Below are 22,005 nucleotides of genomic sequence, written 5' to 3'. Positions count from 1 at the left end.
CCCCTCGGCAAGGCCTGGGCGGCGTGGTCAGCTGGCGAGGGGCTGCGCGCCGACCGGGGGGTGGGCCAGGGCGAGCAGGCCCGGTGCGGCATTGCGGTGGGCGAAGGCGCGTAGCTCGCTCGACAGCGGGCCGGCCGCGGCCGGGTCGTCGCCCGCCGTCAACTCCCGTATCGCGAAGGTCAGCGACAACATGCGGTCGGTGACGTCGGGGATGCCGGCGTAGATCTCGGCGGCGGCCAGGTGCAGCTCGGCGGCGTGCCGGTGGTCGCCATCGGCACCGGCCAGGGCGGCCGTCACGGTCCGCAACGCCGCCTCCGACCAGGGCGTACGGTGACCGACCTGGTCGAGCATGGCGCGTACCCGGGCGGCGGACCGGCGACCGGCGAGGGTGGCCGCCCAACCGACTGCGGCGATCCACTCGCCGCTGGCCAGCGCCGGGATCTTCGTCCACGCCTCGGCCAGCTCGTCGACCAGAGCGGCGGCCTCGGCGGTGCGCCCCTGCACCGCCCGGCACAGTGCGCCCATCGCCAGCATCGTCCAGTGCAGCCGATGGAAGCCGCTGCGCCGGGCGGTGTCCAGCGCGGCCGCCACATCGTCGTACGACGGCGAGGGCTGTCCCGTCGAGAGCGGTGTGGGGTCGGCGACGTCGGACGCTGAGGCTGCGGCACCGGCAGCCCGCTGCGTCTGCGGCGTGGCGGCCGGCGGCACCGGCTGGCCACGCAGCACGAGCAGGCACGACCGCAGCCCACGGACCTGCATGTCCCAGCTGCCGGTCGGGGTGTCCACGAACGCCTCGGCGGCGGCGAGCAGCCGGCCGAAATCCCCCTCGAACCAGGCCCGCATCGCCTCGCCCGAGTAGCTGGTGGTCAGCGTCTGCCCGCTCGCGGTACGGGCCGGGGCGGCCGAGAGCAGCGCGTCGGAGCGCAGCCAGTCGCCCTCCTCCCGCACCGCGTACGCGAGGTTCTGGGTGGCTCTGGGCAGCGCCAGCAGCTGCCGGGCCCGGCTGAACTCGACGATGGCGTACAACTCGTCCAGGCCGGAGCGGTCGCCGGCCTGGTAGCGGGCGGTGGCGGCGGTGATCCGCGCGTTGGTGCGGATCTCGGTCAACCCGAGCCGCTCGCCGATCTCGGCCGCGGTGTCGGCGGCTGCCACCGCCGCGTCCCGCTCGTAGTTGAGCATGTGCAGCCGACCCAGCTCGGCGTAGGCGTCCGCCTTCTGGGCGCTGTCCGGCAGCGGCTCGAACAGCCGTACGGCGTGGTCCAGGCAGGCCAGCGCGGCCTGCCGGTCGGCGCGCAGCCACGCCGCCTGACCGAGCAGCGTCCAGGCCCGCGCCGCGCACGCCTCGTCGCCGTGCGCCAGCAGCCGGTCGGCCAGCGTCTGCACCTGCTCGGGCCCACCACCGGAGAGGAACGCGTTGCCGTCGCGGTAGAACGAGATTTCCGTGCTCAGCAGCTCCAGCTGGAGCCGGCCCACCGGGTCGGAGTCGTCGGCCAGCCCGAGTGCCCGGCCCGCGTGCCCGGCGGCGGCGTCCAACCCGTGCAGGGCGTACGCCCGGCGGGCCGCCCGGTGCAGCGCGGCCCGTGCCGGGCCGGCGTACCGGGTGGTGTCCATGCCCAGCGACCGGGCGATCTCGTGTGCCGCCCAGCGATGATGAGCCAGCACCTCGGCCAGGTCGGTGTCCCGGCTCTGCGACAGCGTGTCCAGCCAGTCCGCCGTGCGCTCGTGCCGGGCCACCCGCTCGGTACGCGGCAACCGCTGGTAGCAGACGTCGCGCACCAGCACGTGCCGGAACCGGTACTCCGGCTGACCGGCCATGGTGGACGCACCCTGCTCGTGCACGAAGTCCCGCTGCTCCAGCCGGCGCAGGGCCCGCTCGACCGCCTCGACCGACTGGCCGACCGCCGCCGCCACCGCGCCCGGCCAGAACTGCACCCCGACCACGGCCGCCGCCAGCAGCACCGCACGTTCCTTCGCGTCGAGCAGGTCGACCCGGTTGGCGATGACCGCGTGCACGCTCTCCGGCATCGGCAGGTCGAGGTGCTTCTCCAGCGACCAGCCTCGCCCCGACTGGCGCAACGCGCCCTGCTCGATCAGCATCCGGACGTACTCGTGGGCGTAGAGCGGGTTGCCGCCGGCCACCTCGATCAGCGGGGTGAGCAGGTCGGCGGAGAAGGCGGCCTGGCCGAACATGTGCGCGTACAACGCGGCGATGCCGGTGTCGCGCAGCGGCGGCAGGGTGATCGTCACCGAGCCGGTGATCGTCCCCGCCCAGCTCGGGTCCCGGTCGACCAGCTCGGGCCGGGCGGTGCAGAGCAGCAGCAGCGGCACGTCCCGGGCCGCCGCGCCGAGCAGTTCCACGAAGCGCAGCATCGCGTCGTCGGCCCAGTGCAGATCCTCGAAGACCAGCACGGTGGGGCGGCGGGCGGCCAGCGCCAGCAGGAACCGCCGCCACGCCGACTCCGCCTCCTCGGCGGGCAGCGGGGTGCCCGCCAGGCCGACCAGCGGGCGCAGCGCGTCGGCCACCCGGTCGCGTTCGCCGGGGCCGACCAGTTCGCCGACGGCCGCGGCGAGCCGTTGCGCGGCGGTGCCGGCCGGGTCGGTGTCGAGGATGCCCGCCTCGGCCTTGACGATGTCGGCCAGCGCGGCGAACGTGACGTTCTCGCCGAACGGCGGGCAGCGTCCGACCCGCCAGGTCAACGGCTCGTCCACCAGCCGGTCGGTGTGCCGGTGCAGCTCCCGGACCAGCCGGCTCTTGCCGATACCGGCCCGTCCGAAGACGGTCACCACCTGGGGTCGACGGTCGCGCAGACTGCGGTGCAGGGCGTTGACCAGCATGCCCAGCTCATGTTCGCGGTCGATCAGCGGGGTGGCGTCCGGTTCCCGGTCGGCGGGCTGCTGGCGTACCGCGGCCAGGGCCAGCCACACCTCGGTCGGTGCGCTGCGCCCGCGCAGGGTGACCGGCGGCTGCTCCTCGTAGCGGATGGTGTCGCGGGTCAGCGCGTGGGTGGTGCCGTCGACCAGCACCCCGCCCGGCGGTGCCACGGACTGCAACCGGGAGGCGGTGTTGACCACGTCACCGGCCACGATCGCCTGCCCACCGTCGCGGGCGGCGGCCACGTCGACAAGCGCCTCGCCGGTGGCCACCCCCACCCGGAACCGCAGCCCGTCGGTGCCGGTGGGCGTGAAGCGGGTGAGCACCCGTTGCAGCTCCAGGCCGGCCCGGACGCACCGCAGCGCGTCGGTCTCGGTGGCCACCGGCGCGCCGAACAGCGCCATCACCGCGTCGCCGATGTACTTCTCCACCACTCCGCCGTACTGGCCGACCACCCGTCGGGCGGCGGAGAAGAACCCGGTCTGCATGCCCCGGACCAGCTCCGGGTCGGCCCGCTCGACGTACGGGGTGAAGTCGATCAGGTCGACGAAGAGCACGCTGACCCGGCGGCGGTCCTCCTGGGGGATCGCCGGGGCACGATCGTTGCCGGCCCGGGGCGCGCCGCAGGAGGTGCAGAACGCCACGTCGGGCGCGAGTGGGCGCAGGCAGTGCGGGCAGACGGCACCGAGCTCCGCGCCGCAGCCACCGCAGAAGCGGTCACCGTCGGCGGCGGTGCGTCCACAGCGATCACACTGAGTGGCGATGACACCCTCCACTGGTGAGCCCCGACGCGGGGCGCACGACCGAGTATCGCTGCCCAGCCCAGTGTCGGGTACCGGGCTGTTGGCTTGTGGACACTCCACCGGGCAGTGCGCTCCGTGGCGCAACGGCTAGATTCAGGCAACCGATTCGTTGATCGTTATCAGAGGGGGGACAGCCTCATGGTGTACGTCATGTTGAGCAGCGACTGGACCGACGGTAACGGCGTCACCCACCTGGCGGGGGACACGGTGGATGTGGACGCCGCGACCCTCGCTCAGCTTCAGGCCCAGGGCATCGTCGGTGAGGTGCCGGGCAAGGGCAAGGACGGCACGGACTGGGCGGGGCCGGGCGGCACCGACTGGGCCGGGCCCGGGAGCACCAAGCCCTGACCGAGCTGACACACGGGCGGCGTCGGGACCTGTTCCCGACGCCGCCTTCGTGTGTTCCGGCTTGGTGATCAGTGCGCGCGGCGGCCGGTCAGCGGTCGCTCATGCCGGCGCGGCGGCGCAGTGCCGGCACGTCGGTGACCACGATCCGCCGGCCCTCGGTACGCAGCCAGCCCCGGTTGGCGAACGAGCCGATCGCCTGGTTGACGCTCTGCCGGGAACCGCCGGCCATCTCCGCGAGCTGGCTCTGGTTCAGCTCGATGGTGATCATCGGAGCCTGGCTCTCGCCGGCGAGCCGTACCAACGTCTTGGCGACCCGGCCGGGCAGGTCGAGGAAGACATGGTCGGCGTTCTGCTCGGTCAGCCGGCGGATGAGCGCGCCGAGGGACCGCATCACCGCGTCGAGGATGCGCGGGTTCGAGTGCACCAGCTCCATGAAGGCGCCCCGGGACAGGGCCAGGGCGGTGCAGTCCTCGATCGCCTCGGCCGAGGCGGACCGGGTGGAGGCGTCCAGCAGGGAGACCTCACCGAGCACGTCCGGTGGTCGGATCACCGACAACACGGCCCGCTCGCCGGTCGGCGCGGTGCGGAACACCGCGACCGCACCCCTGCGCAGCACGATCAGCGACTCGCCCGGGTCGTTCTCCACGAACAGCAGCTGACCCTTGCGATACGTCCGGGGCACCGCGGCGGCGATCACCCGCTGGCGTACCTCGGGTTCCAGCCCGGCGAACATCTCCACACCGGTGAGAGCGTCGCCCGGCTCTGGCAGGCGCATCTCCACGGCCCCACCCCTCCCCGGTCAAGGACCCAACTCGCTCACCGGGTGAGCCTGGCGGCCCTGACAAGGCGGACTGACACCCGATCGGCGTCCGGTAGCGGTACACATCAGATCATGACGGTCCGGTCGCGTGGTGTACACCCCTCAAGTCGCTTGTGTGACAGCTTCAGCTGCGATGTCACCGTTGCGGGTGGCGTGGAAGCGCTCCCGGTGTCTCGCCCCGCTCGTCAGCGCGGTTCGGGCGTCGGCGAGGATGGCGGGGATGGTCTACCGCTATTTCTACGACTGCGAATTCATCGAGGACGGCCGCACGGTCGAACTGGTGTCGATCGGCATGGTCGACGAGTACGGCCGCGAGTTCTACGCGGTCTCCACCGAGTTCGACGAGTCCCGAGCCGTGCCCTGGGTCCGCCGCAACGTCCTGGACAAGCTGCCCTCGCCGGCGGATCGGGCCTGGCGTTCCCGCGAGCGCATCCGCGACGAGTTGTACGACTTCCTCGTCGAGCCGCTGCGCGCCGGCAACGGCGAGGAGTTGGAACTGTGGGCCTGGTACGCCGCGTACGACCACGTGGCGCTGGCCCAGCTCTGGGGTGCCATGCCGGCGCTGCCCCGGGAGATCCCCCGGTTCACCAAGGACCTGCGGCAGCTGTGGGACGACCGGGGTCGCCCCCGGCTGCCGAACGCCGACGCGGCGCGGCACGACGCCCTGGTCGACGCCCGGCACAACCTGGCCCGGTGGCGGGCGATGACCGGATCGTAGGTTTGGCTGGTTCCGTCCCGGGCACCGGTTCGGCCTAGCGGGGGTCGACGTGAGGGAGCACCGCCATGAGCGAGCGCCAGCATGACTGACGAGGCGACGGCCGTCGGCGCGGCCCGGGAGCGGATCACCGAGCTGATCCGGGCGGCGGGCAGTTGCACGCTCACCACCATCTCGCTCGACGGTCGGCTGGTGGGCCGCCCGATGCTTCTGCAACGGGCGGCGTTCGACGGCGAGCTGTGGTTCTTCGGGTACGCCCGGTCGGCGACGGTGCGTCAGCTGCGGGTCAACCCGGAGGTCGAGGTGAGCTTCGCCGACCCGGAGGATCAGGTCCTGGTGTCGCTCTCCGGCACCGCGCGCGACGACCACGACCCGACGCGGGCAGCGCGGCTCTGGCGTCCGGAACTGGCCACCTGGTTCCCGGACGGGCCGGCCACGCCCGGCCTGACCCTGATCGCCGTGCACGTCACCGCTGCCCGCTGCTGGGACCGCGCCGGCGCTCGACAGGATCTGCTCGGCGGCGCCAGATCCGCGCCACCTGGTGCGTCGGCGTTTGCGCCGGGTGGTGCGTCGGTCGCGGCCGGTGCACCTCGTGATCATGCTACTGAGCGGTAGCGGGTCGCGGTGTCCGGTCGGACCAGCGGCGACTACAGTCGCAGTGACGGCCCGCCCCGGGCCGGCAACGGCGCCGAAGGTCTGACGTGACGCATATCCTGGGGCTTGATCGGGCTTGACCAGATGCTCCCAGGAGGATGAGCGATCATGCGTATCGGCGTGCTCACCGGCGGCGGCGACTGCCCCGGTCTCAACGCGGTCATCCGGGCGGTGGTCCGTAAGGGCGTCGCCAGCTACGGCCATGAGTTCGTGGGTTTCCGGGACGGTTGGAAGGGCCCGCTGGAGGGCCTGTCCCGCCCGCTGGGCATCGCGGAGGTCCGGGGGATCCTGCCGCGCGGCGGCACCATCCTCGGCTCCTCGCGGACCAACCCCTTCAAGATCGAGAACGGCGTCGAGCGGATCAAGGAGAACCTGGCCGCCCAGGGCGTCGACGCGTTGATCGCCATCGGCGGTGAGGACACCCTCGGTGTCGCCACCAAGCTGCACGAGCTGGGCGTCCACGTCATCGGTGTGCCGAAGACCATCGACAACGACCTCGGCGCCACCGACTACACCTTCGGCTTCGACACCGCGGTCAACATCGCGATGGAGGCCATCGACCGGCTGCACACCACCGCCGAGAGCCACCACCGCACCCTGGTGGTCGAGGTGATGGGCCGGCACGCCGGCTGGATCGCCCTGCACGCCGGCCTGGCCGGCGGCGCCAACGTGATCCTGCTGCCGGAGCGGGCCTTCGACGTCGAGCAGGTGGCCGGCTACGTCGAGAAGCGCTTCCAGCACCAGTACGCGCCGATAGTCGTGGTCGCCGAGGGCGCCCAGCCGCTGGAGGGCCAGATGGTCCTGCAGAACCAGGAACTGGACGCGTTCGGCCACGTCCGGCTCGGTGGCATCGGCCAGTGGCTGGCCGAGCAGCTGGAGGCCAAGACCGGCAAGGAGGCCCGTACCGTCGTGCTCGGGCACATCCAGCGCGGCGGCACCCCGACCGCGTTCGACCGGGTGCTGGCCACCCGGCTCGGCCTGCAGGCCATCGACGCCGCGCACGAGGGCGACTGGGGCAAGATGGTCGCGATGCAGAGCACGGACATCGTCCGCGTCCCGCTCGCCGACGCCACCCGGGAGCTCAAGACCGTCCCGCTGGAGCGCTACGCCGAGGCCGAGGTCTTCTTCGGCAGCTGATCGTGGTTCCGGCGTCGCGGCGGGCCGCCCGGTCCGCCGCGACGCCGCTTCCCAGAGGGGGTACGTCAGGTGTCAGCCGGAGTGCGCACCGTCGCGGTGATCGGCGCGGGCAAGATCGGCGAGTTGATGCTGTCCGGGCTGCTGCGCTCGGGCTGGCCGGTGGACCGCCTGCTGGCCACCGCCCGCCGCCCGGCCCGCGCCGAGGAGTTGACCGCCCGCTACGGCGTACGGGTGGTGGACAATCTCACCGCGGTCGACGAGGCCGACGTGCTGGCCGTGTCGGTCAAACCGCAGGACGCGGCGGTACTGCTGGACGAGATCGGGCCGAAGGTGCCCGGCGGCAAGCTGGTCATCTCCCTCTGCGCCGGCCTGCCCAGCAGCTTCTTCAGCCGCCGACTGCCCGAGGGCACCCCGGTCGTACGGGTCATGACCAACACCCCCGCCCTGGTGGACGAGGCGATGACCGCCATCTCCGCCGGTGCGCACGCCACCGGGGAGCACCTGGCGCTGGCCGAGGAGATGTTCAAGCCGCTCGGCTCCACCATCCGGGTGCCGGAGAGCCAGCAGGACGCGGTGACCGCCCTGTCCGGTTCCGGCCCGGCCTACTTCTACCTGCTGGTCGAGGCGATGACCGACGCCGGCATCCTGCTCGGCCTGCCCCGCCAGGTGGCGCACGACCTGATCGTGCAGACCGCGATCGGCTCGGCGGTGATGCTGCGCGACTCCGGCGAACACCCGGTGAAGCTGCGCGAGGCGGTCACCTCACCCGCCGGTACCACCATCTCCGCCGTCCGCGAGCTGGAAAACCACGGCGTACGCGCGGCACTGCTGGCCGCCCTGGAAGCGGCCCGCGACCGGGCCCGCGAACTGGCCGCCCAGGCCGAGTGAAGGGCCTCGGCCAGCCGATGATCCACTCCGTTGCGCCGATGTGGCGGTATTCCCGGGCCGGTGATGCCGCCAGATCGGCGAAACGGAGTCGATCATGCCGGGCGCTGGTATTCCCGGCAGGTCCCGGTGACGCATACTGACGCGGTGTTCACTCTCGCCCAGGCCCGGCACCTGGTGGCCACCCTGCACCCGCGCATCGACGAGCTGATCCGGGTCCGCGCCGACCTGACCGAGCTGCAGGTCGATCTGGCCAACCACGGGCTCAGCGCACTCGGCGGACGGCCCGAGCTCAAAGGGCTGGAAGCGCGCCTGCACGCGATCTGCGACGAGATCGGGCAGCACGGCATCGAGATCAAGAGCGTGGCGCCGGTGCTGCTCGACTTCCCCGGCGAGCGCGAGGGCCGGCAGGTGCTCTGGTGCTGGCTGGAAGGGGACGCCGACGTGCGCTGGTACCACCGCGCCGACTGCGGCTTCGCCGGTCGCCGCCCCCTCTGATCTCCCCTGATCTCCGCGCCGGGCCCGGGTCCGGTGTGGAGGCCGCGTCGATCCGATGGCGACACTCGCTACGGTGGGCGTGGATCATGCTGACCAACGGGGGAGGGCACTGAATGTTTGCCGTACGGTTGACCGCCGATGCTGAGCTGCGTCCGCTCAATCCGTGGCACGCGGAGGAGTTCCTGGCCAACCTGGACCGGGCCCGCAAGAACATGACGCCCTGGGTGTCGCCGGCCTTCGTGGCCACCGACCTCGACGGGGCACGGCTCGTGCTGCAGCGTTACGCCGACCGGTGGGCCCGCGACGACGGCGGCATCTGGGGCATCTGGTCCCACGGGACGCTTGTCGGTGGGGTGCTGCTGGTGTCACTGAACGCCGGGACGGGAGTCTGCGAGGCGGGCTGCTGGTTGGAGCCGGCCGCAGAGGGACGCGGGCTGGTGACCCGCGCGGTCAGCCGGCTCATCGACTGGGCGGTCGACGAGCGCGGCCTGCACCGGGTCGAGTGGCGTGTCCTCAGCGGCAACGTCCGCAGCATCGCGGTGGCCCGTCGGCTCGGCATGCGTCGCGACGGCGTACTGCGTGAGGTGGTTGCGGGCCCGGACGGGCGGTCCGACCTGGAGATCTGGTCGCTGCTGGCCCCGGAGTGGCGCGCCCACCGCGCCGGTGCGCCGCGCGGTACGGATGGCGGCGAGCGACTAGAACAGTAGGGTATGGCGCGCCCGACGGCTCTCCTCCGACCTGCACCGGCCCGACAGGTTCTGCCCGTCGTCGCCGCGAGCACGGCGGGGGCGAGTGTGGTCGCGCTCGCTGCCCTGGGGGCGGCCGGCCACGGCGGCTACGCGAGCGATCCGGTCGGCGCTGTCGCCCTGGCCGCGGCGGCGACGGTCAGCATCGTCGTGGCTGCCCGGCTCGGTCGGTCGGGCCACCGCACCGCGGTCCCGCTGGCGCAGTTCGGCCGCGCGGTCGTCATCGTCGACTACCTGCTCCAGGTGGCCCTGCTCCAGGTGGCCCTGGTCGCCGCGATCGGCTGGTACGGGCTGCGCGCCGCCACGGACCGCGAGGCGCGGGACACCGCCCCGCCGGCGGCCGACGATCGCTCCACCGCCGCCCCGCACACGGACCCCGCCGTCGCGTGACACGCGTGGAGTCCGCCTACCGTGTGACACGCGCGGAGTCCGCCTGCCCCCTGACGCGCACAGGATCCGCCTGCCGCGTGACACGCGCGGAGCCTGCCTGCCGCGTGACGTGCAGGGGATTCGCCGGCGCGTGACGCGGGCCGGGCGGGCGGGTCGGCGGAGAAACCGACCCGCTCGCCGGCGGCGTCCGGTCAGTTCCGTTCGGCCTTGGCCAGTGCGGCACGCACCTTGTCGGCGTCGCCGGGGGCCTCCTGCTCCCAGTTCGCCGGGTCGGCGGAGTAGATGGTGCCGTACGCCGGGGTGTCCGGCTGGAACCGCCAGCTGTCGGCCAGCGTGCCGGCGTCCACCGCGTCGTAGCCGATCCGGTCGAGGAAGGCGGTGACGACGGCCTTGGCCTCGGCGTCATCACCGGCGATCGGCAGCGCACTGCGGTCCGCGCCGCCGGCGGGCCGGGCCAGGGCGAGCAGGTGCCGGAAGAAGATGTTGTTGAACACCTTCACCACCCGGGCCTCGGGCAGGTGCTGTTGCAGCAGCTCACTGCTGGTGACGCTGCCCTCGTCCAACTCGGGGATCTGGCCGTCGCGCTGCGGGTAGTAGTTGTTGGTGTCGATGACGACCTTGCCGGCCAGCGGCTGCGCCGGCACGGCCCGGTACGACTTCAGCGGGATGCTGACCACCACCAGGTCACCGGCGCGAGCCGCGGCGTCGACGGTGCCCGCGCTCGCTCCCGGCCCCAACTCGTCGACCAGGTCGGACAGTGTCTCCGGCCCCCGCGAGTTGCTCAGTACCACCTCGTACCCGGCCGCCACCGCCAACCGCGCGACGGTGCCTCCGATGTGTCCACTTCCGATCAACCCCACGACCGACACGTCAACTCCCATCGACTCGGCTCTCCCGTCGAACCTACTCGCCCGCCGGACACTTCCGGCCGATCCCGGGTGATCTCCGCCCGATGGACATGCGGAGGCAACGGACCCGGAACGGCGAGCGCACCCGGAACGGCGACGGCACCCGGAGCCTCGGGCGCCGTCGCCGGTGAGTCAGGCAGCGGGGTCAGGGCAGGGTCTTCTCCACGGTGGCGCGCAGCGTGGGGTCGTCGGGGGTGACCGTCGGGGCGAAGCGGGCGGCCACGGTCCCGTCCGGGGCGATGAGGAACTTCTCGAAGTTCCACCGGACGTCACCGGTGTGGCCGTCGGCGTCGGGGGTGTCCACCAGGGCGGCGTAGAGCGGATGACGGTCGGGGCCGTTCACCGCGACCTTCTCCGTCAGCGGGAAGGTGACGCCGTAGTTGACCTGGCAGAACTCGCTGATCTCCGCAGCGCTACCGGGTTCCTGGCCGGCGAACTGGTTGCACGGGACGCCGAGCACCACCAGGCCACGGTCGGCGTACTCGTCCTGAAGGGCCTGCAGGCCGGCGTACTGCGGGGTGAGGCCGCAGCGGGAGGCGACGTTGACCACCAGCAGGGCGCGGCCACGGTACTGCGCGAGATCGGCGGGGCCGCCGGTGAGGGAGTTGATCGGAGTGTCGAAGACGGACATGACGGTGAGGGTATCGCCGAACGTCGGTGCGCGGCGCGGGGCTACCGCTCGGTAATGGCCGCTCACCGGCGAAGACCCGTCGGGCGACGCGGGTTTCGCCCGAGCCGACAAATCGATACATCGACATCTTGACGAAGTGGAGTCGTGTGAGTAGCGTCTCATCAACCTTTTGGAAAGTTTCCTAACTGTTTGGAGACGCCACATGAAGAGATCGCTCCGCCGGGCCCTCTGGGTCGGCGCCGTGGTCGCGGTGACCGTCGCCTCGGTCCCGATGGCCACGGCGTTCGGCGCCGGAAGCGTGACCACCTCGTTCACCCGGGTGCAGGACTGGGGGACCGGTCACGAAACGAGGGTCACCATCACCAACGGTTCCAGCGCCAGCGTCAGCACCTGGCGCATCGAGTTCGAGCTGCCCTCGGGCACCAGCATCAGCAGCTCCTGGGACGCCGACGTCACCCGCAACGGCAACCGGTACGTGGCGGTCAAGAAGAGCTGGGCCGGCGCGCTGGCGCCCGGCGCCTCCTTCAGCTGGGGCTACAACGGCACCGGTGCGTACCGGGCGCCGTTGAACTGCACCGTCAACGGCGCCGCCTGCGGCGGTGGCACCCCGCCCCCGACGAGCCCGCCGCCGCCGACCACGACCGCACCGCCGCCGCCGACCTCGCCGCCCCCGACCACGCCGCCGCCCCCGCCGGCTGGACAGAAGGTGGTCGGCTACTTCGCCCAGTGGGGCGTCTACGCCCGCAACTACCACGTCAAGAACATCCACACCAGCGGCTCGGCGTCCAAGCTGACCCACATCCTGTACGCCTTCGGCAACACCACCGGCGGCCGGTGCACCATCGGTGACAGCTACGCCGACTACGAGAAGGCCTACACCGCGGCGGAGAGCGTCGACGGCGTCGCCGACACCTGGGACCAGCCGCTGCGGGGCAGCTTCAACCAGCTGCGCAAGCTCAAGCGGATGTACCCGCACATCAAGGTGATCTGGTCCTTCGGCGGCTGGACCTGGTCCGGCGGCTTCACCCAGGCCGCACAGAACCCGACCGCCTTCGCCGAGAGCTGCTACAACCTGGTCGAGGACCCGCGCTGGGCGGACGTCTTCGACGGCATCGACATCGACTGGGAGTACCCGAACGCCTGCGGCCTGACCTGCGACGCCAGCGGCCCGAACGCGTTCCGGAACGTGGCCAGCGCGCTGCGTACCCGGTTCGGCTCGAACAACCTGGTCACCGCCGCGATCACCGCCGACGGCAGCAACGGCGGCAAGATCGACGCGACCGACTACGCCGGCGCCGCCACCCACCTCAACTGGATCATGCCGATGACGTACGACTACTTCGGCGCCTTCAACGCGCAGGGCCCCACCGCCCCGCACTCGCCGCTCTACTCGTACTCCGGCATCCCGCAGCAGGGCTTCTGGTCGGACGCGGCCATCCAGAAGCTCAAGAGCAAGGGCATCCCGGCCAACAAGCTGCTGCTCGGCGTCGGCTTCTACGGTCGAGGCTGGACCGGGGTCACCCAGTCCACGCCGGGCGGCACCGCGACCGGCCCCGCCCCGGGCACCTACGAGCAGGGCATCGAGGACTACAAGGTCCTCAAGAACACCTGCCCGGCGACCGGCACCATCGGTGGCACGGCGTACGCCAAGTGCGGCAGCAACTGGTGGAGCTACGACACCCCGTCGACCATCGGCGGCAAGATGACGTACGCGAAGAACCAGGGCCTCGGTGGCGCCTTCTTCTGGGAACTCTCCGGTGACACCAGCAACGGAGAGCTGATCGGCGCCATCCGCAACGGCCTCGGCTAGATGTAAGGAAGGGCCCCCTGTTAACGCCTCCGGTAGAGCACGGGCCCCCCGTTAACACTCCGGCAGCTCGATCTTGCCGCGTGTTAACAGGGGGCCCTTCCTATGCAAAAGGCGATAACAAGGGGCCCTTCCTTACACCCGGGTGGGGTGTGACAGACTCGCCGGTCGAACGGTGCGATGTCCGCAGATCGGGAGGTAACGATGCGGGTGTACCAGCGCTCGGCCGCCCTCGTCCTGCTCGCGACCGTGCCGTTCGCGCTGGTCGGCTGCGGACTGATCGGCGGCGACGAGGAGCCGGCGGAGCAGCCCGGTCGGGCACCGGCCGACGAGGCCCTGGCGAAGTCCCGCGAGCGGGTGCAGGCGTACCTCGACGCGATGACCGCCAAGGACGTCGCGGCCGGGCGCAGCCAACTCTGCACGGTGCTGCACGAGTCGTTCGACGCGGCGGCGACCGGGCCGAACGGCGACTTCGCCGACCACTTCACGGTGACGCAGACCGAGATCGTCGACATCCGCCCGGGACCGGTCGGGCAGGAGGTCAGCACTGTGGTCACCGTCACGGTGGGTAAGCGCGAGGCCAGCCGGTCGCTGCTGTTCACGGTCACCCGCGACGGCCTGGACTGGTGCATTTCGGGCGAGCAGCCCGGTGGACACAGCCCGTCTCCGACGCCGACGCCCTGACCTGCGGCAGCGCACCGCGTCGTCCATCTGCCGGAACCCGGCCCCTCACTGGTCGGTCACCCGGTCGGCCGCCGTAGGCTTTTGTCATGCGCCATGAGTGGCACCAGTTGAGTCATCCGGCGGTGGGCAGCCCGGTGCTGCAGACCAGCCGTCCGACCGTCGACTCCGCCGAGGACGAGGCCCTCGGTCTGGACCGCTGGCGGCAGCTGCCCCGCGCCCAGACCCCGCCCTGGGAGGACCCGGCCCAGGTGGCCGAGGTCTGCAAGGTCCTCGACCGGGTTCCGTCGGTGGTCGCCCCGTACGAGGTCGACCAGTTGCGTCAGCGTCTCGCGCTGGTCTGCGAGGGCAAGGCGTTCCTCCTCCAGGGCGGTGACTGCGCGGAGACCTTCGCCGACAACACCGAGAGTCACCTGCTGGCCAACGCCCGTACGCTGCTGCAGATGGCGATCGTGCTCACCTACGGCGCGTCGCTACCGGTGGTGAAGGTGGCCCGGGTCGCCGGGCAGTACACCAAGCCCCGGTCGCTGCCGACCGACGCCCGCGGCCTGCCCGCCTACCGCGGCGACATGATCAACTCGCTGGAGGCCACGCCGGAGGCGCGGGTCGCCGACCCGCAGCGCATGATCCGGGCGTACGCGAACTCCGCCGCCGCGATGAACATGCTGCGCGCCTACCTCGCCGGTGGGCTGGCCGACCTGCACGCGGTGCACGACTGGAACAAGGGCTTCGTGCGCAACTCCCCGGCCGGCGAGCGGTACGAGGCGATCGCCCGCGAGATCGACCGGGCCCTGGCGTTCATCCGGGCCTGCGGGATGACCGACGACGAGGCCCTGCGTACGGTCACCCTCTACTGCTCCCACGAGGCCCTGGCACTGGAGTACGACCGGGCGCTGACCCGGGTCTCCGACCGCCGGGCGTACGGGCTGTCCGGGCACTTCCTGTGGATCGGCGAGCGCACCCGGCAGATCGACGGCGCGCACATCGACTTCATCTCCCGCATCGCCAACCCGATCGGGGTCAAGCTCGGCCCGACCACCACGCCGGACGAGGCGATCGAGCTGTGCGAGAAGCTGAACCCGGAGAACATCCCCGGTCGGCTCACCCTGATCAGCCGGATGGGCAACCACAAGGTACGCGACGCGCTGCCGCCGATCGTGGCCAAGGTCACCGCCGCCGGGGCGAAGGTGGTGTGGCAGTGCGACCCGATGCACGGCAACACCCACGAGTCGTCCAACGGCTACAAGACCCGCCACTTCGACCGGATCGTCGACGAGGTGCTGGGCTACTTCGAGGTGCACCGGAGCCTGGAGACCCACCCCGGTGGCCTGCACGTCGAGCTGACCGGTGAGGATGTCACCGAGTGCCTCGGTGGTGCCCAGAACATCGCCGATCTCGACCTGCCCGACCGCTACGAGACCGCCTGTGACCCGCGCCTGAACACCCAGCAGTCGCTGGAACTGGCCTTCCTCGTAGCGGAGATGCTCCGGGGCTGACGCGTGATCGGCTGGCATGACTGTGGCGGACGCGAGGAGTGACCTTGCGAGCCCCACAGTCGGCAGCTGTCTGGCCTGACTGTGGCTGACGGGATGGAGCGTGACATGCCGATTGATCTGCGTTCGGACACGGTGACCCGGCCCACCCCCGGGATGCGGGAGGCGATGGCCACCGCCGAGGTCGGCGACGACGTCTACGGCGAGGACCCGACGGTCAACGCGCTGGAGGCCGAGGTCGCCGCGCTGTTCGGGCACGAGGCGGCGCTGTTCTGCCCGACCGGCTCGATGGCCAACCAGATCGCCCTGCAACTGTCCGTACCGCCCGGCGCGGAGCTGCTCTGCGACGCCGACGCGCACGTGATCACGTACGAGATGGGGGCCGCTGCCGCGTACGGCGGCATCACCTCGCGGACCTGGCCTGCGGTGGGCGCGGACGTGGACCCCGACGTGGTCGCCGGCATGATCCGTCCCGACGGCTACTGGGCGGTGCCCACCGCCGCGATCGCGGTGGAGCAGACCCACAACCGCGGCGGTGGCGGGGTGATCCCCCTCGACACGCTGCGCCAGTTGCGCCGGATCGCCGACGAGGCGAAGGTGGCGCTGCACTGCGACGGGGCGCGGATCTGGCACGCCCACGTCGCCGACGGGGTGCCGCTGGCCAGCTACGGCGCACTGTTCGACACCCTCTCGGTCTGCCTCTCCAAGGGACTCGGCGCGCCGGTCGGCTCGCTTGTCGTCGGCGCCGCCGACAAGATCGAACGGGCGCGGATGATCCGTAAGCGGATGGGCGGCGGGATGCGTCAGGCCGGCGTCCTCGCCGCTGCCGGCCGGTACGCCCTGGCACACCACATCGACCGGCTCGCCGAGGACCACGCGAAGGCGGCCCGGCTGGCCGAGGCGATCGCCCCGTTCGGGGTGCTGGCCGCGCCGGTACGCACCAACCTGGTCCCGCTGGACCTGACCAAGGCACCTATGGACGCGCACGCGCTGGCTGCGGCGGCCCGTGCCGAAGGCGTACTCATCTCGGTGCTCGGCCCCCGCATCGCCCGCCTGGTCACCCACATGGACGTCACCGACACCACCGTCGACCAGGCCGCCACCACCCTCACCCACATCCTCCGCACCTGACCCCCACCCCCACCTCGGGCCTCGCGCTCTCGCCCCGCCTCGCCCGTGCCTTGCGCTCCCGCGATCTTGCACTTTTGGTCGCTGAAATGCCCCGTATGCGGCTTATGTGACGACAAGAAGTGCAAGATCGCGGGCGCAGACGCGGGCGCGGGCGCGGGGGGACGGGGAGGGAGGGAGTGTGGGGGAGTTAGGGGTGGAGGCGGCGGAGGGTGGCGATGTCGGCGGCGTGACCTTCGTGGCGGTCGGTGGGGGTCTCCACGAGGATGGGGACGCCGGCGGTGGCGGGGTGACGCATCAGTTCGGCGAAGGCGGGCTCGCCGATGCTGCCCTTGCCGATGTTCTCGTGCCGGTCACGGGTGGAGCCGCACAGGTCCTTCGAGTCGTTGGCGTGCACCAGCTGGAGCCGATCCGCGCCGACGGTCGCCACCAGGGTGTCCAGCGTCTCGGTCATGCCGCCTTCGGCGGCCAGGTCGTGCCCGGCCGCCCAGGCGTGGCAGGTGTCGAAGCAGACGCCCAGCCAGGGGTGTCGGTCCACCGCGTCCAGGTAGGGGCCGAGCTGCTCCACCCGACAGGCCAGTGACCGGCCGCCACCGGCGCTCGGCTCGACCAGCAGCATCGGACCGCCGCTGTCGGCGGTCGAGTCCAGCAGCGGCAGCAGGGATTCGCGTACCTGCCGCATGGCCGCCTCGGCGTGCCCGGCGTCCACCGCGCTGCCGGCGTGGAACACCACCGCGCGGGCGCCGATCGCGGCGCCCCGGCGCAGCGCGTGGGCCAGGGTCTGCTGCGATCGTTCGACCGTGGCCGGGGTCGGCGAACCCAGGTTGACCAGCAGCGACGCGTGGATGTAGACGGCGACTCCCCGTTCGGCGCAGCCGTCGCGGAACAGGGCGTCCTGCACCGGGTCACCGGCCGGCATCGCCCACCCGCGGGAGTTGCCGACGTACACCTGCGCCACCTCGGATTCGGCGGCGTCGAGGTAGGGCAGCGCCGCCTTCGCCAGCCCACCGGAGGTGGGCGTGTGCGAGCCGATCGGCCGGTGGCCGGGTTGCGTAGCTGTCATCAGAAGCATCCGATGGTGATCTGGGTACCCGGTGCCACCTGCGCGTTCTCGTTCGGGTTCTGGAACCGGGCCACGGCCTCCGGGTTGAACTGCACGGCCACCGGGAAGCCCTGACTCTCCAGCACCTGCTTGGCCTGCTGGCACGGCAGGTCGATGACCCGGGGTACGGTCACCAGCGGTGGACCCTCGCTGACCTCCAGCCGGATCTGGGCACCCTTCTCGACCCCGCTGCCGTCGGCCGGGCTCTGCCCGAGCACCTCGTCGCGAGGCTTGTCGGACTGCTTGTAGGTCGGTTCCACCAGGACCAGGCCGAGCTGGGCGATCTGCGTACGAGCGTCGTTGAGGCTCTTGCCGACCAGGTTCGGCACGGTGATCGGGGCGCGGCCCTTGCTCAGGATGACGGTGATCTTGTCGCCCGGCTCGACCTCCTCGCCCGCCTCCGGTTTGGTGGCCACCACGACGCCCTCGGGCAGGCCATCGTCGTACCGGGCGCTGCCCTTGACGACCTTCAGTTGGGCGTTGACCAGGTCGGCCTCGGCCAGGTCGAACTCCTTGCCCACCACGTCGGGCATCGGGAACCGGGCCGGCCCCAACGACAGGGTCAGGGTGATGGTGCCGCCCTTGAGGATCCGGGCGGCCGAGGTGGGCTGCTGCGCCACCACACCGTCGCGCGGGATCTGCTCGTCGTGGCGTGGGTCGGCGTACTGGAGGGTGAAGCCGCCCTGCGCGGCCTGCGCCTCCGCCTGGGCCTTGGTCATGCTGACCAGCTGCGGGGTGGTGGTGTAGCGGCCCACGCCGAACCACCATCCGCCGAGAGCGGCCACCAGGCCGAGCACCACCACGACGGCGGCGACCGCGAGGCGGCTGCTCGAATCGCCGAACAGTCGGGCACGCCACCCGGCAAGCTGGGAGAACCGGTTCCCGTCCTCGTCCGGAACCGCCCGCCGACGACCCCGGGTGGGCGCGCCACCCTCCGGCAGTCGGGCCCAGGTCGGCCGCTCGGCGGGGCGGACCGCTGCCACCACCATGGTCGGCTGGGCGACCGCCGGGCCGTCGGACACCGCGGACAGCATGGCGGTCTGGGCGTTCGCGTTACCGAGCCCGTCGCGGGCGACCTGCACCTCGGCCAGCAGGGTCGCGGCGTCGGCCGGACGGCCCGCCGGGTCGCGGCGGGTGGCTCGGGCGACCAGGTCGTCGAGGGCCTTCGGCAGGCCGGGCACCAGGGTCGACGGCGCCGGTACGTCCCGATCGACGTGTTGCCAGGCGATGTCGATCGGACGATCACCGTCGTACGGCACTCGGCCGGTGAGCATCTCGAACAGCACGATGCCGCTGGAGTAGACATCGGTACGGGCGTCGGCGCGGCCGGTGGTGACCAGCTCCGGGGCGACGTACGCCACGGTGGCCATCAGTTGGTTGCCGCTGTCGTGATCGGTGCTCGCCTCCACGGCTCGCGCCAACCCGAAGTCGGTGACCTTCACGACGCTGTCGACGAGGTTGGCCGGGCCGCCGCTGGGTGCCTCGGCGACGAGCACGTTCTCCGGCTTGACGTCGCGGTGCACCAGCCCGGCCCGGTGGGCGGTGGCGAGCGCGGCGAGTATCTGCTCGGTGATGGCCAGCGCCTCGTCCGGGTTGAGCCGGCGCCGCTCGGTCAGCACCTCACGCAGGGTGCGCCCCCGGACGTATTCCATGACCAGGTACGGCCGCCCACCATGGGTGCCCTGGTCGTAGACCGCCACCACGTTGGGATGGGTCAACCGGGCGATGGTCTTGGCCTCGTCGGTGAACCGCTCGACGAAGCCGGCCAGGCCGGCCCGATCGGTCGGCCCCTGCGACGAGTGAATGATTTTGACCGCCACGGTGCGTTCGAGTCGCTCGTCGGTGGCGGTGTACACGGTCGCCATGCCGCCACGGGCGACGCGACCGCGGATGCGGTAACGCCCGTCGATCAGCGAGCCCAGCAACGTGTCGGCGACCTGTGTGTCCATCGGCAGGCAGTCTATGTGTCGGGGGATGAAGGTTGAACAGGATGCTACCGCCGAGCGGACCATCTCGGGCCCGCCGTGGCGTGACAGGCTGTGGTCGATCCTGGTCAGGGTGGGTGCCGGGAGGCTGTTGACCTGGTGCCGGGAGGACGTGGCAGGGTGGTCGAGTGACCGACTCCGTACCCACCGACAACGCCGCGCCGCAGACCACCGGGCCGACGGACTGGCTGACCCTGCCGGACGTCGCCGAGCGGCTCGACCTGACGATCAGCAAGGTGCACCAGAAGATCAGGGATCGGGAACTGATCGCGGTACGCCGCGACGGTGTCCGCCGGATTCCGGCCGACCTGGTGGCCAACGGCACCGTACTCAAGCACCTGCCCGGCGTACTCAACCTGCTGGCCGACGCCGGCTACGACGACGAGGCGGCGCTGCGCTGGCTCTACGAGCCCGACCCGACGCTGCCGGGTGGCACCCCCGCCACCGCCCTCGCCGGCGACCAGGCCCGCGAAATCAAACGCCGCGCCCAAGCCCTCGGCTTCTAACCCCCACCCTCGTCACTCCCACCCCCACCCCACCCTTGCCACCCACCCTCGCCGCCCCGCCACCCTTTCGCCCCGTCGATCTTGCACTTTGTGTCCCCGCGAATGGTGCAAATCATTCATAAGTGCGACCAAAACTGCAAGATCGACGCGGCGAGCGCCGCGTGGCGAGGGCGCGTGGCGAGGGCGCGTGGCGAGGGCGCGTGGCGAGGGCGCGTGGCGAGGGCGGCGTAGTGAGGGCGAGAGGGCGGGGTGAGGTTGCGGGGAGGGCACGGCGAGGCCAAGGCACGAGGCCAGGCACCGCGAGGCTACGGCGCGGCGAGTTCAGGGCGCGGCGCGGCCGGGGGTGGGAGGGTGGGTTAGTCGGTGCGGCGGGTGGCGGCTATGGCCAGGTCGACGAGGGACTGGCGAGCCTCGGTGTCCAGGTCGACGGCGGTCAGCGCGGCGAGTGCGGCGTCGGTGAGGGTGACGATGCGTTGCTCGGTACGGGCCAGTGCGCCGGTGCTGGTGATCACGTCCCGTAGCCGGGCCACTCCGGCCGCGTCCAGGGCGGGGTCGCCGAGGCCGGCGAGCACCACCTCCCGTCCGGCCTCGTCCGCCGCCTCCAGGGCCGCTGCCACCAGGTAGGTCCGCTTGCCCTCGCGTAGGTCGTCGCCGGCCGGCTTGCCGGTCTGGGCGGGGTCGCCGAAGACTCCCAGCACGTCGTCGCGCAGCTGGAACGCCTCGCCCAACGGCAGCCCGTACGCCGAGTAGGCGACCCGGATGTCCGCGGGGGCGTCGGCCAGCGCAGCGCCCAGCAGCAGCGGTCGCTCGACGGTGTACTTCGCCGACTTGTAGCGGGCGATCTTGCTGGCCCGTTCCAGCGAGGCGTCCCCGGTGGCCTGGGTCACCACGTCGAGGTACTGCCCGACGGTGACCTCGGTGCGCATCTCGTCGAAGTCCGGCCGGGCCCGGGCGACGGTGCGGGGATCCAGCCCGGCGGAGTGCAGCAACTCGTCGGACCAGACCAGGCACAGGTCGCCCAGCAGGATCGCCGCCGCGTCGCCGAAACCGTCCGGGTTGCCGCCCCAGCCGGCCGCACGGTGCCAGGCGGCGAATCGGCGGTGCACCGCCGGCTCGCCGCGCCGGGTGTCCGAACGGTCCATCAGGTCGTCGTGGATCAGGGCGCTGGCCTGGACGAACTCCAGCGCCGAGAGGGCGGTCACCACGGCGTCGGTGTCCACTCCGCCGGCACCTCGGTAGCCCCAGTAGGCGAAGGCGGGCCGCAGGCGCTTGCCCCCGCCGAGCACGAACGCCTCGATCGCCTCGGCGACCGGCACCAGTGCGTCATCGAGGTCGGTCATCCACAACCGGCGACCGGCGAGGAAGTCGGACAGGGCCTGGTCCACCCGTTGGCGGAGGCCAGCCCGGTCGACAGGAGAGACAGGAGCAGCGTGGGTCACGTCCCGACGCTAATAGGTCAGGTCGCCGCGTGCTGACCCACCCACGTTCCGGCGCGTCGCGGATCGCCCGGTAAGCCGCGTCGGTGGGCGTGGCGAAGCCGGTCGGCAGCGGCCGACACGCCGGTCACGGTCGTTCTTCGGACAGGTCGCGTCACCATCGGTGAGTACGGTTTTGCCTGCTGACGGGCGGGTCGGCGACGTGCCCGACGAGCCGAGCGGCGGTCTGGTCGGCACGCCGAGGACGATGGCCAGCCAGGCGTGCCAGTAGCGGCCGGGCGTGCGCCGACGGCGTTCCCAGCGGGATATCTCGTGCCGACTGAGTGTCGGCACCCCGGCGGCGGCGCACAGTTCGGCGGCGAGCCGGGACTGGCTCCAGCCTCGGGCGAGGCGTAACCGGGTCAGCGGCGGCCCGGACAGCGGATCGGGCGGGTGCGGGGGCATCGGTCCTCCGGAGGTC

The 22,005-nt window shown here is 71.9% G+C and carries 21 protein-coding genes; 13 read left to right on the top strand and 8 right to left on the bottom strand.

Annotated features, from left to right (window positions below; genetic code table 11):
• Nucleotides 1-27 precede the first annotated feature (27 nt).
• Nucleotides 28-3,648 carry an ATP-binding protein gene (locus JMF97_RS06165; protein ID WP_203220620.1) on the bottom strand — a complete coding sequence of 1,207 codons (3,621 nt, stop codon included), beginning with the start codon at nucleotides 3,646-3,648 and terminating at the stop codon, nucleotides 28-30.
• 177 nt (nucleotides 3,649-3,825) lie between these two features.
• Here JMF97_RS06165 and JMF97_RS06160 point away from each other — a divergent pair, with 177 nt between their 5' ends.
• Complete coding sequence (locus tag JMF97_RS06160) at nucleotides 3,826-4,023, top strand: hypothetical protein (RefSeq protein ID WP_162097625.1); 198 nt, start codon at nucleotides 3,826-3,828, stop codon at nucleotides 4,021-4,023.
• Between the two features lie 88 nt (nucleotides 4,024-4,111).
• On the opposite strand, the gene JMF97_RS06155 is transcribed toward JMF97_RS06160, so the two are convergent.
• Complete coding sequence (locus tag JMF97_RS06155; RefSeq protein ID WP_013735136.1) at nucleotides 4,112-4,804, bottom strand: Crp/Fnr family transcriptional regulator; 693 nt, start codon at nucleotides 4,802-4,804, stop codon at nucleotides 4,112-4,114.
• 259 nt (nucleotides 4,805-5,063) lie between these two features.
• Between JMF97_RS06155 and JMF97_RS06150 the strand changes: the two genes are divergently transcribed.
• The 7 genes from JMF97_RS06150 to JMF97_RS06120 all read left to right on the top strand — a co-directional run bounded on the left by JMF97_RS06150 (nucleotide 5,064) and on the right by JMF97_RS06120 (nucleotide 9,868).
• The gene (locus JMF97_RS06150; protein ID WP_203220619.1) at nucleotides 5,064-5,561 is read left to right on the top strand and encodes a polyadenylate-specific 3'-exoribonuclease AS; all 498 of its coding nucleotides are present in this window, start codon (nucleotides 5,064-5,066) and stop codon (nucleotides 5,559-5,561) included.
• A gap of 81 nt (nucleotides 5,562-5,642) precedes the next feature.
• On the top strand, nucleotides 5,643-6,173 hold the full coding sequence (locus JMF97_RS06145; protein ID WP_203220618.1) for a pyridoxamine 5'-phosphate oxidase family protein: 531 nt from the start codon (nucleotides 5,643-5,645) through the stop codon (nucleotides 6,171-6,173).
• A 147-nt stretch (nucleotides 6,174-6,320) separates the two neighbouring features.
• Nucleotides 6,321-7,349, top strand: coding sequence for a 6-phosphofructokinase (locus tag JMF97_RS06140; protein ID WP_013735133.1), 1,029 nt, complete (start codon nucleotides 6,321-6,323; stop codon nucleotides 7,347-7,349).
• 69 nt (nucleotides 7,350-7,418) lie between these two features.
• Nucleotides 7,419-8,237 (top strand): pyrroline-5-carboxylate reductase, encoded by an 819-nt coding sequence (proC, locus tag JMF97_RS06135; RefSeq protein WP_043721554.1) that lies wholly within the window; start codon nucleotides 7,419-7,421, stop codon nucleotides 8,235-8,237.
• Nucleotides 8,238-8,363: 126 nt separating this feature from the next.
• Entirely contained in the window at nucleotides 8,364-8,732 is a 369-nt protein-coding gene (locus tag JMF97_RS06130) for a DUF2203 domain-containing protein (protein WP_307816788.1), read from the top strand.
• A gap of 113 nt (nucleotides 8,733-8,845) precedes the next feature.
• Nucleotides 8,846-9,439, top strand: a complete 594-nt coding sequence (locus tag JMF97_RS06125) for a GNAT family N-acetyltransferase (RefSeq protein WP_203220617.1) — start codon at nucleotides 8,846-8,848, stop codon at nucleotides 9,437-9,439.
• Nucleotides 9,440-9,442: 3 nt separating this feature from the next.
• Nucleotides 9,443-9,868 (top strand): hypothetical protein, encoded by a 426-nt coding sequence (locus JMF97_RS06120; protein ID WP_203220616.1) that lies wholly within the window; start codon nucleotides 9,443-9,445, stop codon nucleotides 9,866-9,868.
• Between the two features lie 191 nt (nucleotides 9,869-10,059).
• On the opposite strand, the gene JMF97_RS06115 is transcribed toward JMF97_RS06120, so the two are convergent.
• Nucleotides 10,060-10,749 carry an NADPH-dependent F420 reductase gene (locus JMF97_RS06115; protein WP_203220615.1) on the bottom strand — a complete coding sequence of 230 codons (690 nt, stop codon included), beginning with the start codon at nucleotides 10,747-10,749 and terminating at the stop codon, nucleotides 10,060-10,062.
• A 172-nt stretch (nucleotides 10,750-10,921) separates the two neighbouring features.
• The gene (locus JMF97_RS06110) at nucleotides 10,922-11,407 is read right to left on the bottom strand and encodes a glutathione peroxidase (protein ID WP_203220614.1); all 486 of its coding nucleotides are present in this window, start codon (nucleotides 11,405-11,407) and stop codon (nucleotides 10,922-10,924) included.
• 202 nt (nucleotides 11,408-11,609) lie between these two features.
• Between JMF97_RS06110 and JMF97_RS06105 the strand changes: the two genes are divergently transcribed.
• From JMF97_RS06105 to JMF97_RS06090, 4 genes are all read left to right on the top strand, one after another.
• Complete coding sequence (locus JMF97_RS06105) at nucleotides 11,610-13,217, top strand: glycosyl hydrolase family 18 protein (RefSeq protein WP_203220613.1); 1,608 nt, start codon at nucleotides 11,610-11,612, stop codon at nucleotides 13,215-13,217.
• 201 nt (nucleotides 13,218-13,418) lie between these two features.
• A complete protein-coding gene (locus tag JMF97_RS06100; protein WP_203220612.1) occupies nucleotides 13,419-13,898 on the top strand; it encodes a hypothetical protein in 480 nt (159 codons plus the stop codon).
• Between the two features lie 86 nt (nucleotides 13,899-13,984).
• Nucleotides 13,985-15,391: a class II 3-deoxy-7-phosphoheptulonate synthase gene (locus JMF97_RS06095; protein ID WP_203220611.1), complete on the top strand. Its 1,407-nt coding sequence runs from the start codon at nucleotides 13,985-13,987 to the stop codon at nucleotides 15,389-15,391.
• A 105-nt stretch (nucleotides 15,392-15,496) separates the two neighbouring features.
• A complete protein-coding gene (locus JMF97_RS06090) occupies nucleotides 15,497-16,519 on the top strand; it encodes a threonine aldolase family protein (protein ID WP_203220610.1) in 1,023 nt (340 codons plus the stop codon).
• 187 nt (nucleotides 16,520-16,706) lie between these two features.
• Here the strand turns inward: JMF97_RS06090 and JMF97_RS06085 are convergent, their stop codons facing one another.
• Both JMF97_RS06085 and pknB read right to left on the bottom strand, forming a co-directional pair.
• Nucleotides 16,707-17,579: a deoxyribonuclease IV gene (locus JMF97_RS06085; RefSeq protein WP_203220609.1), complete on the bottom strand. Its 873-nt coding sequence runs from the start codon at nucleotides 17,577-17,579 to the stop codon at nucleotides 16,707-16,709.
• Nucleotides 17,579-19,567 carry a Stk1 family PASTA domain-containing Ser/Thr kinase gene (gene pknB, locus JMF97_RS06080; protein ID WP_203220608.1) on the bottom strand — a complete coding sequence of 663 codons (1,989 nt, stop codon included), beginning with the start codon at nucleotides 19,565-19,567 and terminating at the stop codon, nucleotides 17,579-17,581. The genes JMF97_RS06085 and pknB overlap by 1 nt, the downstream gene beginning before the upstream one ends.
• Nucleotides 19,568-19,731: 164 nt before the next feature.
• Between pknB and JMF97_RS06075 the strand changes: the two genes are divergently transcribed.
• Nucleotides 19,732-20,109: an Rv2175c family DNA-binding protein gene (locus JMF97_RS06075; RefSeq protein ID WP_203220607.1), complete on the top strand. Its 378-nt coding sequence runs from the start codon at nucleotides 19,732-19,734 to the stop codon at nucleotides 20,107-20,109.
• Between the two features lie 356 nt (nucleotides 20,110-20,465).
• Here the strand turns inward: JMF97_RS06075 and JMF97_RS06070 are convergent, their stop codons facing one another.
• Nucleotides 20,466-21,548 carry a polyprenyl synthetase family protein gene (locus JMF97_RS06070; protein WP_203220606.1) on the bottom strand — a complete coding sequence of 361 codons (1,083 nt, stop codon included), beginning with the start codon at nucleotides 21,546-21,548 and terminating at the stop codon, nucleotides 20,466-20,468.
• Nucleotides 21,549-21,557: 9 nt separating this feature from the next.
• Nucleotides 21,558-21,989 carry a helix-turn-helix domain-containing protein gene (locus tag JMF97_RS31090; protein WP_238358790.1) on the bottom strand — a complete coding sequence of 144 codons (432 nt, stop codon included), beginning with the start codon at nucleotides 21,987-21,989 and terminating at the stop codon, nucleotides 21,558-21,560.
• Between the last annotated feature and the right edge of the window lie 16 nt (nucleotides 21,990-22,005).

Origin of the sequence: Micromonospora fiedleri, assembly GCF_016774385.1 — a bacterium.
GTDB lineage: Bacteria > Actinomycetota > Actinomycetes > Mycobacteriales > Micromonosporaceae > Micromonospora > Micromonospora gifhornensis.
Note: the sequence above shows the minus strand (reverse complement) of the source record. Positions and strands in the feature narration are given on the sequence as shown.

Excerpts from the sequence above, each read along its gene's own strand:
- JMF97_RS06105 (WP_203220613.1), top strand. The coding sequence starts at position 11,610 with ATGAAGAGATCGCTCCGCCGGGCCCTCTGGGTCGGCGCCGTGGTCGCG.
- JMF97_RS06125 (WP_203220617.1), top strand. The coding sequence starts at position 8,846 with ATGTTTGCCGTACGGTTGACCGCCGATGCTGAGCTGCGTCCGCTCAAT.
- JMF97_RS06090 (WP_203220610.1), top strand. The coding sequence starts at position 15,497 with ATGCCGATTGATCTGCGTTCGGACACGGTGACCCGGCCCACCCCCGGG.
- JMF97_RS06120 (WP_203220616.1), top strand. The coding sequence starts at position 9,443 with ATGGCGCGCCCGACGGCTCTCCTCCGACCTGCACCGGCCCGACAGGTT.
- JMF97_RS06140 (WP_013735133.1), top strand. The coding sequence starts at position 6,321 with ATGCGTATCGGCGTGCTCACCGGCGGCGGCGACTGCCCCGGTCTCAAC.
- pknB (WP_203220608.1), bottom strand. The coding sequence starts at position 19,567 with ATGGACACACAGGTCGCCGACACGTTGCTGGGCTCGCTGATCGACGGG.
- JMF97_RS06160 (WP_162097625.1), top strand. The coding sequence starts at position 3,826 with ATGTTGAGCAGCGACTGGACCGACGGTAACGGCGTCACCCACCTGGCG.
- JMF97_RS06145 (WP_203220618.1), top strand. The coding sequence starts at position 5,643 with ATGACTGACGAGGCGACGGCCGTCGGCGCGGCCCGGGAGCGGATCACC.
- JMF97_RS31090 (WP_238358790.1), bottom strand. The coding sequence starts at position 21,989 with ATGCCCCCGCACCCGCCCGATCCGCTGTCCGGGCCGCCGCTGACCCGG.
- JMF97_RS06150 (WP_203220619.1), top strand. The coding sequence starts at position 5,064 with ATGGTCTACCGCTATTTCTACGACTGCGAATTCATCGAGGACGGCCGC.
- JMF97_RS06115 (WP_203220615.1), bottom strand. The coding sequence starts at position 10,749 with ATGGGAGTTGACGTGTCGGTCGTGGGGTTGATCGGAAGTGGACACATC.
- JMF97_RS06100 (WP_203220612.1), top strand. The coding sequence starts at position 13,419 with ATGCGGGTGTACCAGCGCTCGGCCGCCCTCGTCCTGCTCGCGACCGTG.
- JMF97_RS06095 (WP_203220611.1), top strand. The coding sequence starts at position 13,985 with ATGCGCCATGAGTGGCACCAGTTGAGTCATCCGGCGGTGGGCAGCCCG.
- JMF97_RS06085 (WP_203220609.1), bottom strand. The coding sequence starts at position 17,579 with ATGACAGCTACGCAACCCGGCCACCGGCCGATCGGCTCGCACACGCCC.
- JMF97_RS06110 (WP_203220614.1), bottom strand. The coding sequence starts at position 11,407 with ATGTCCGTCTTCGACACTCCGATCAACTCCCTCACCGGCGGCCCCGCC.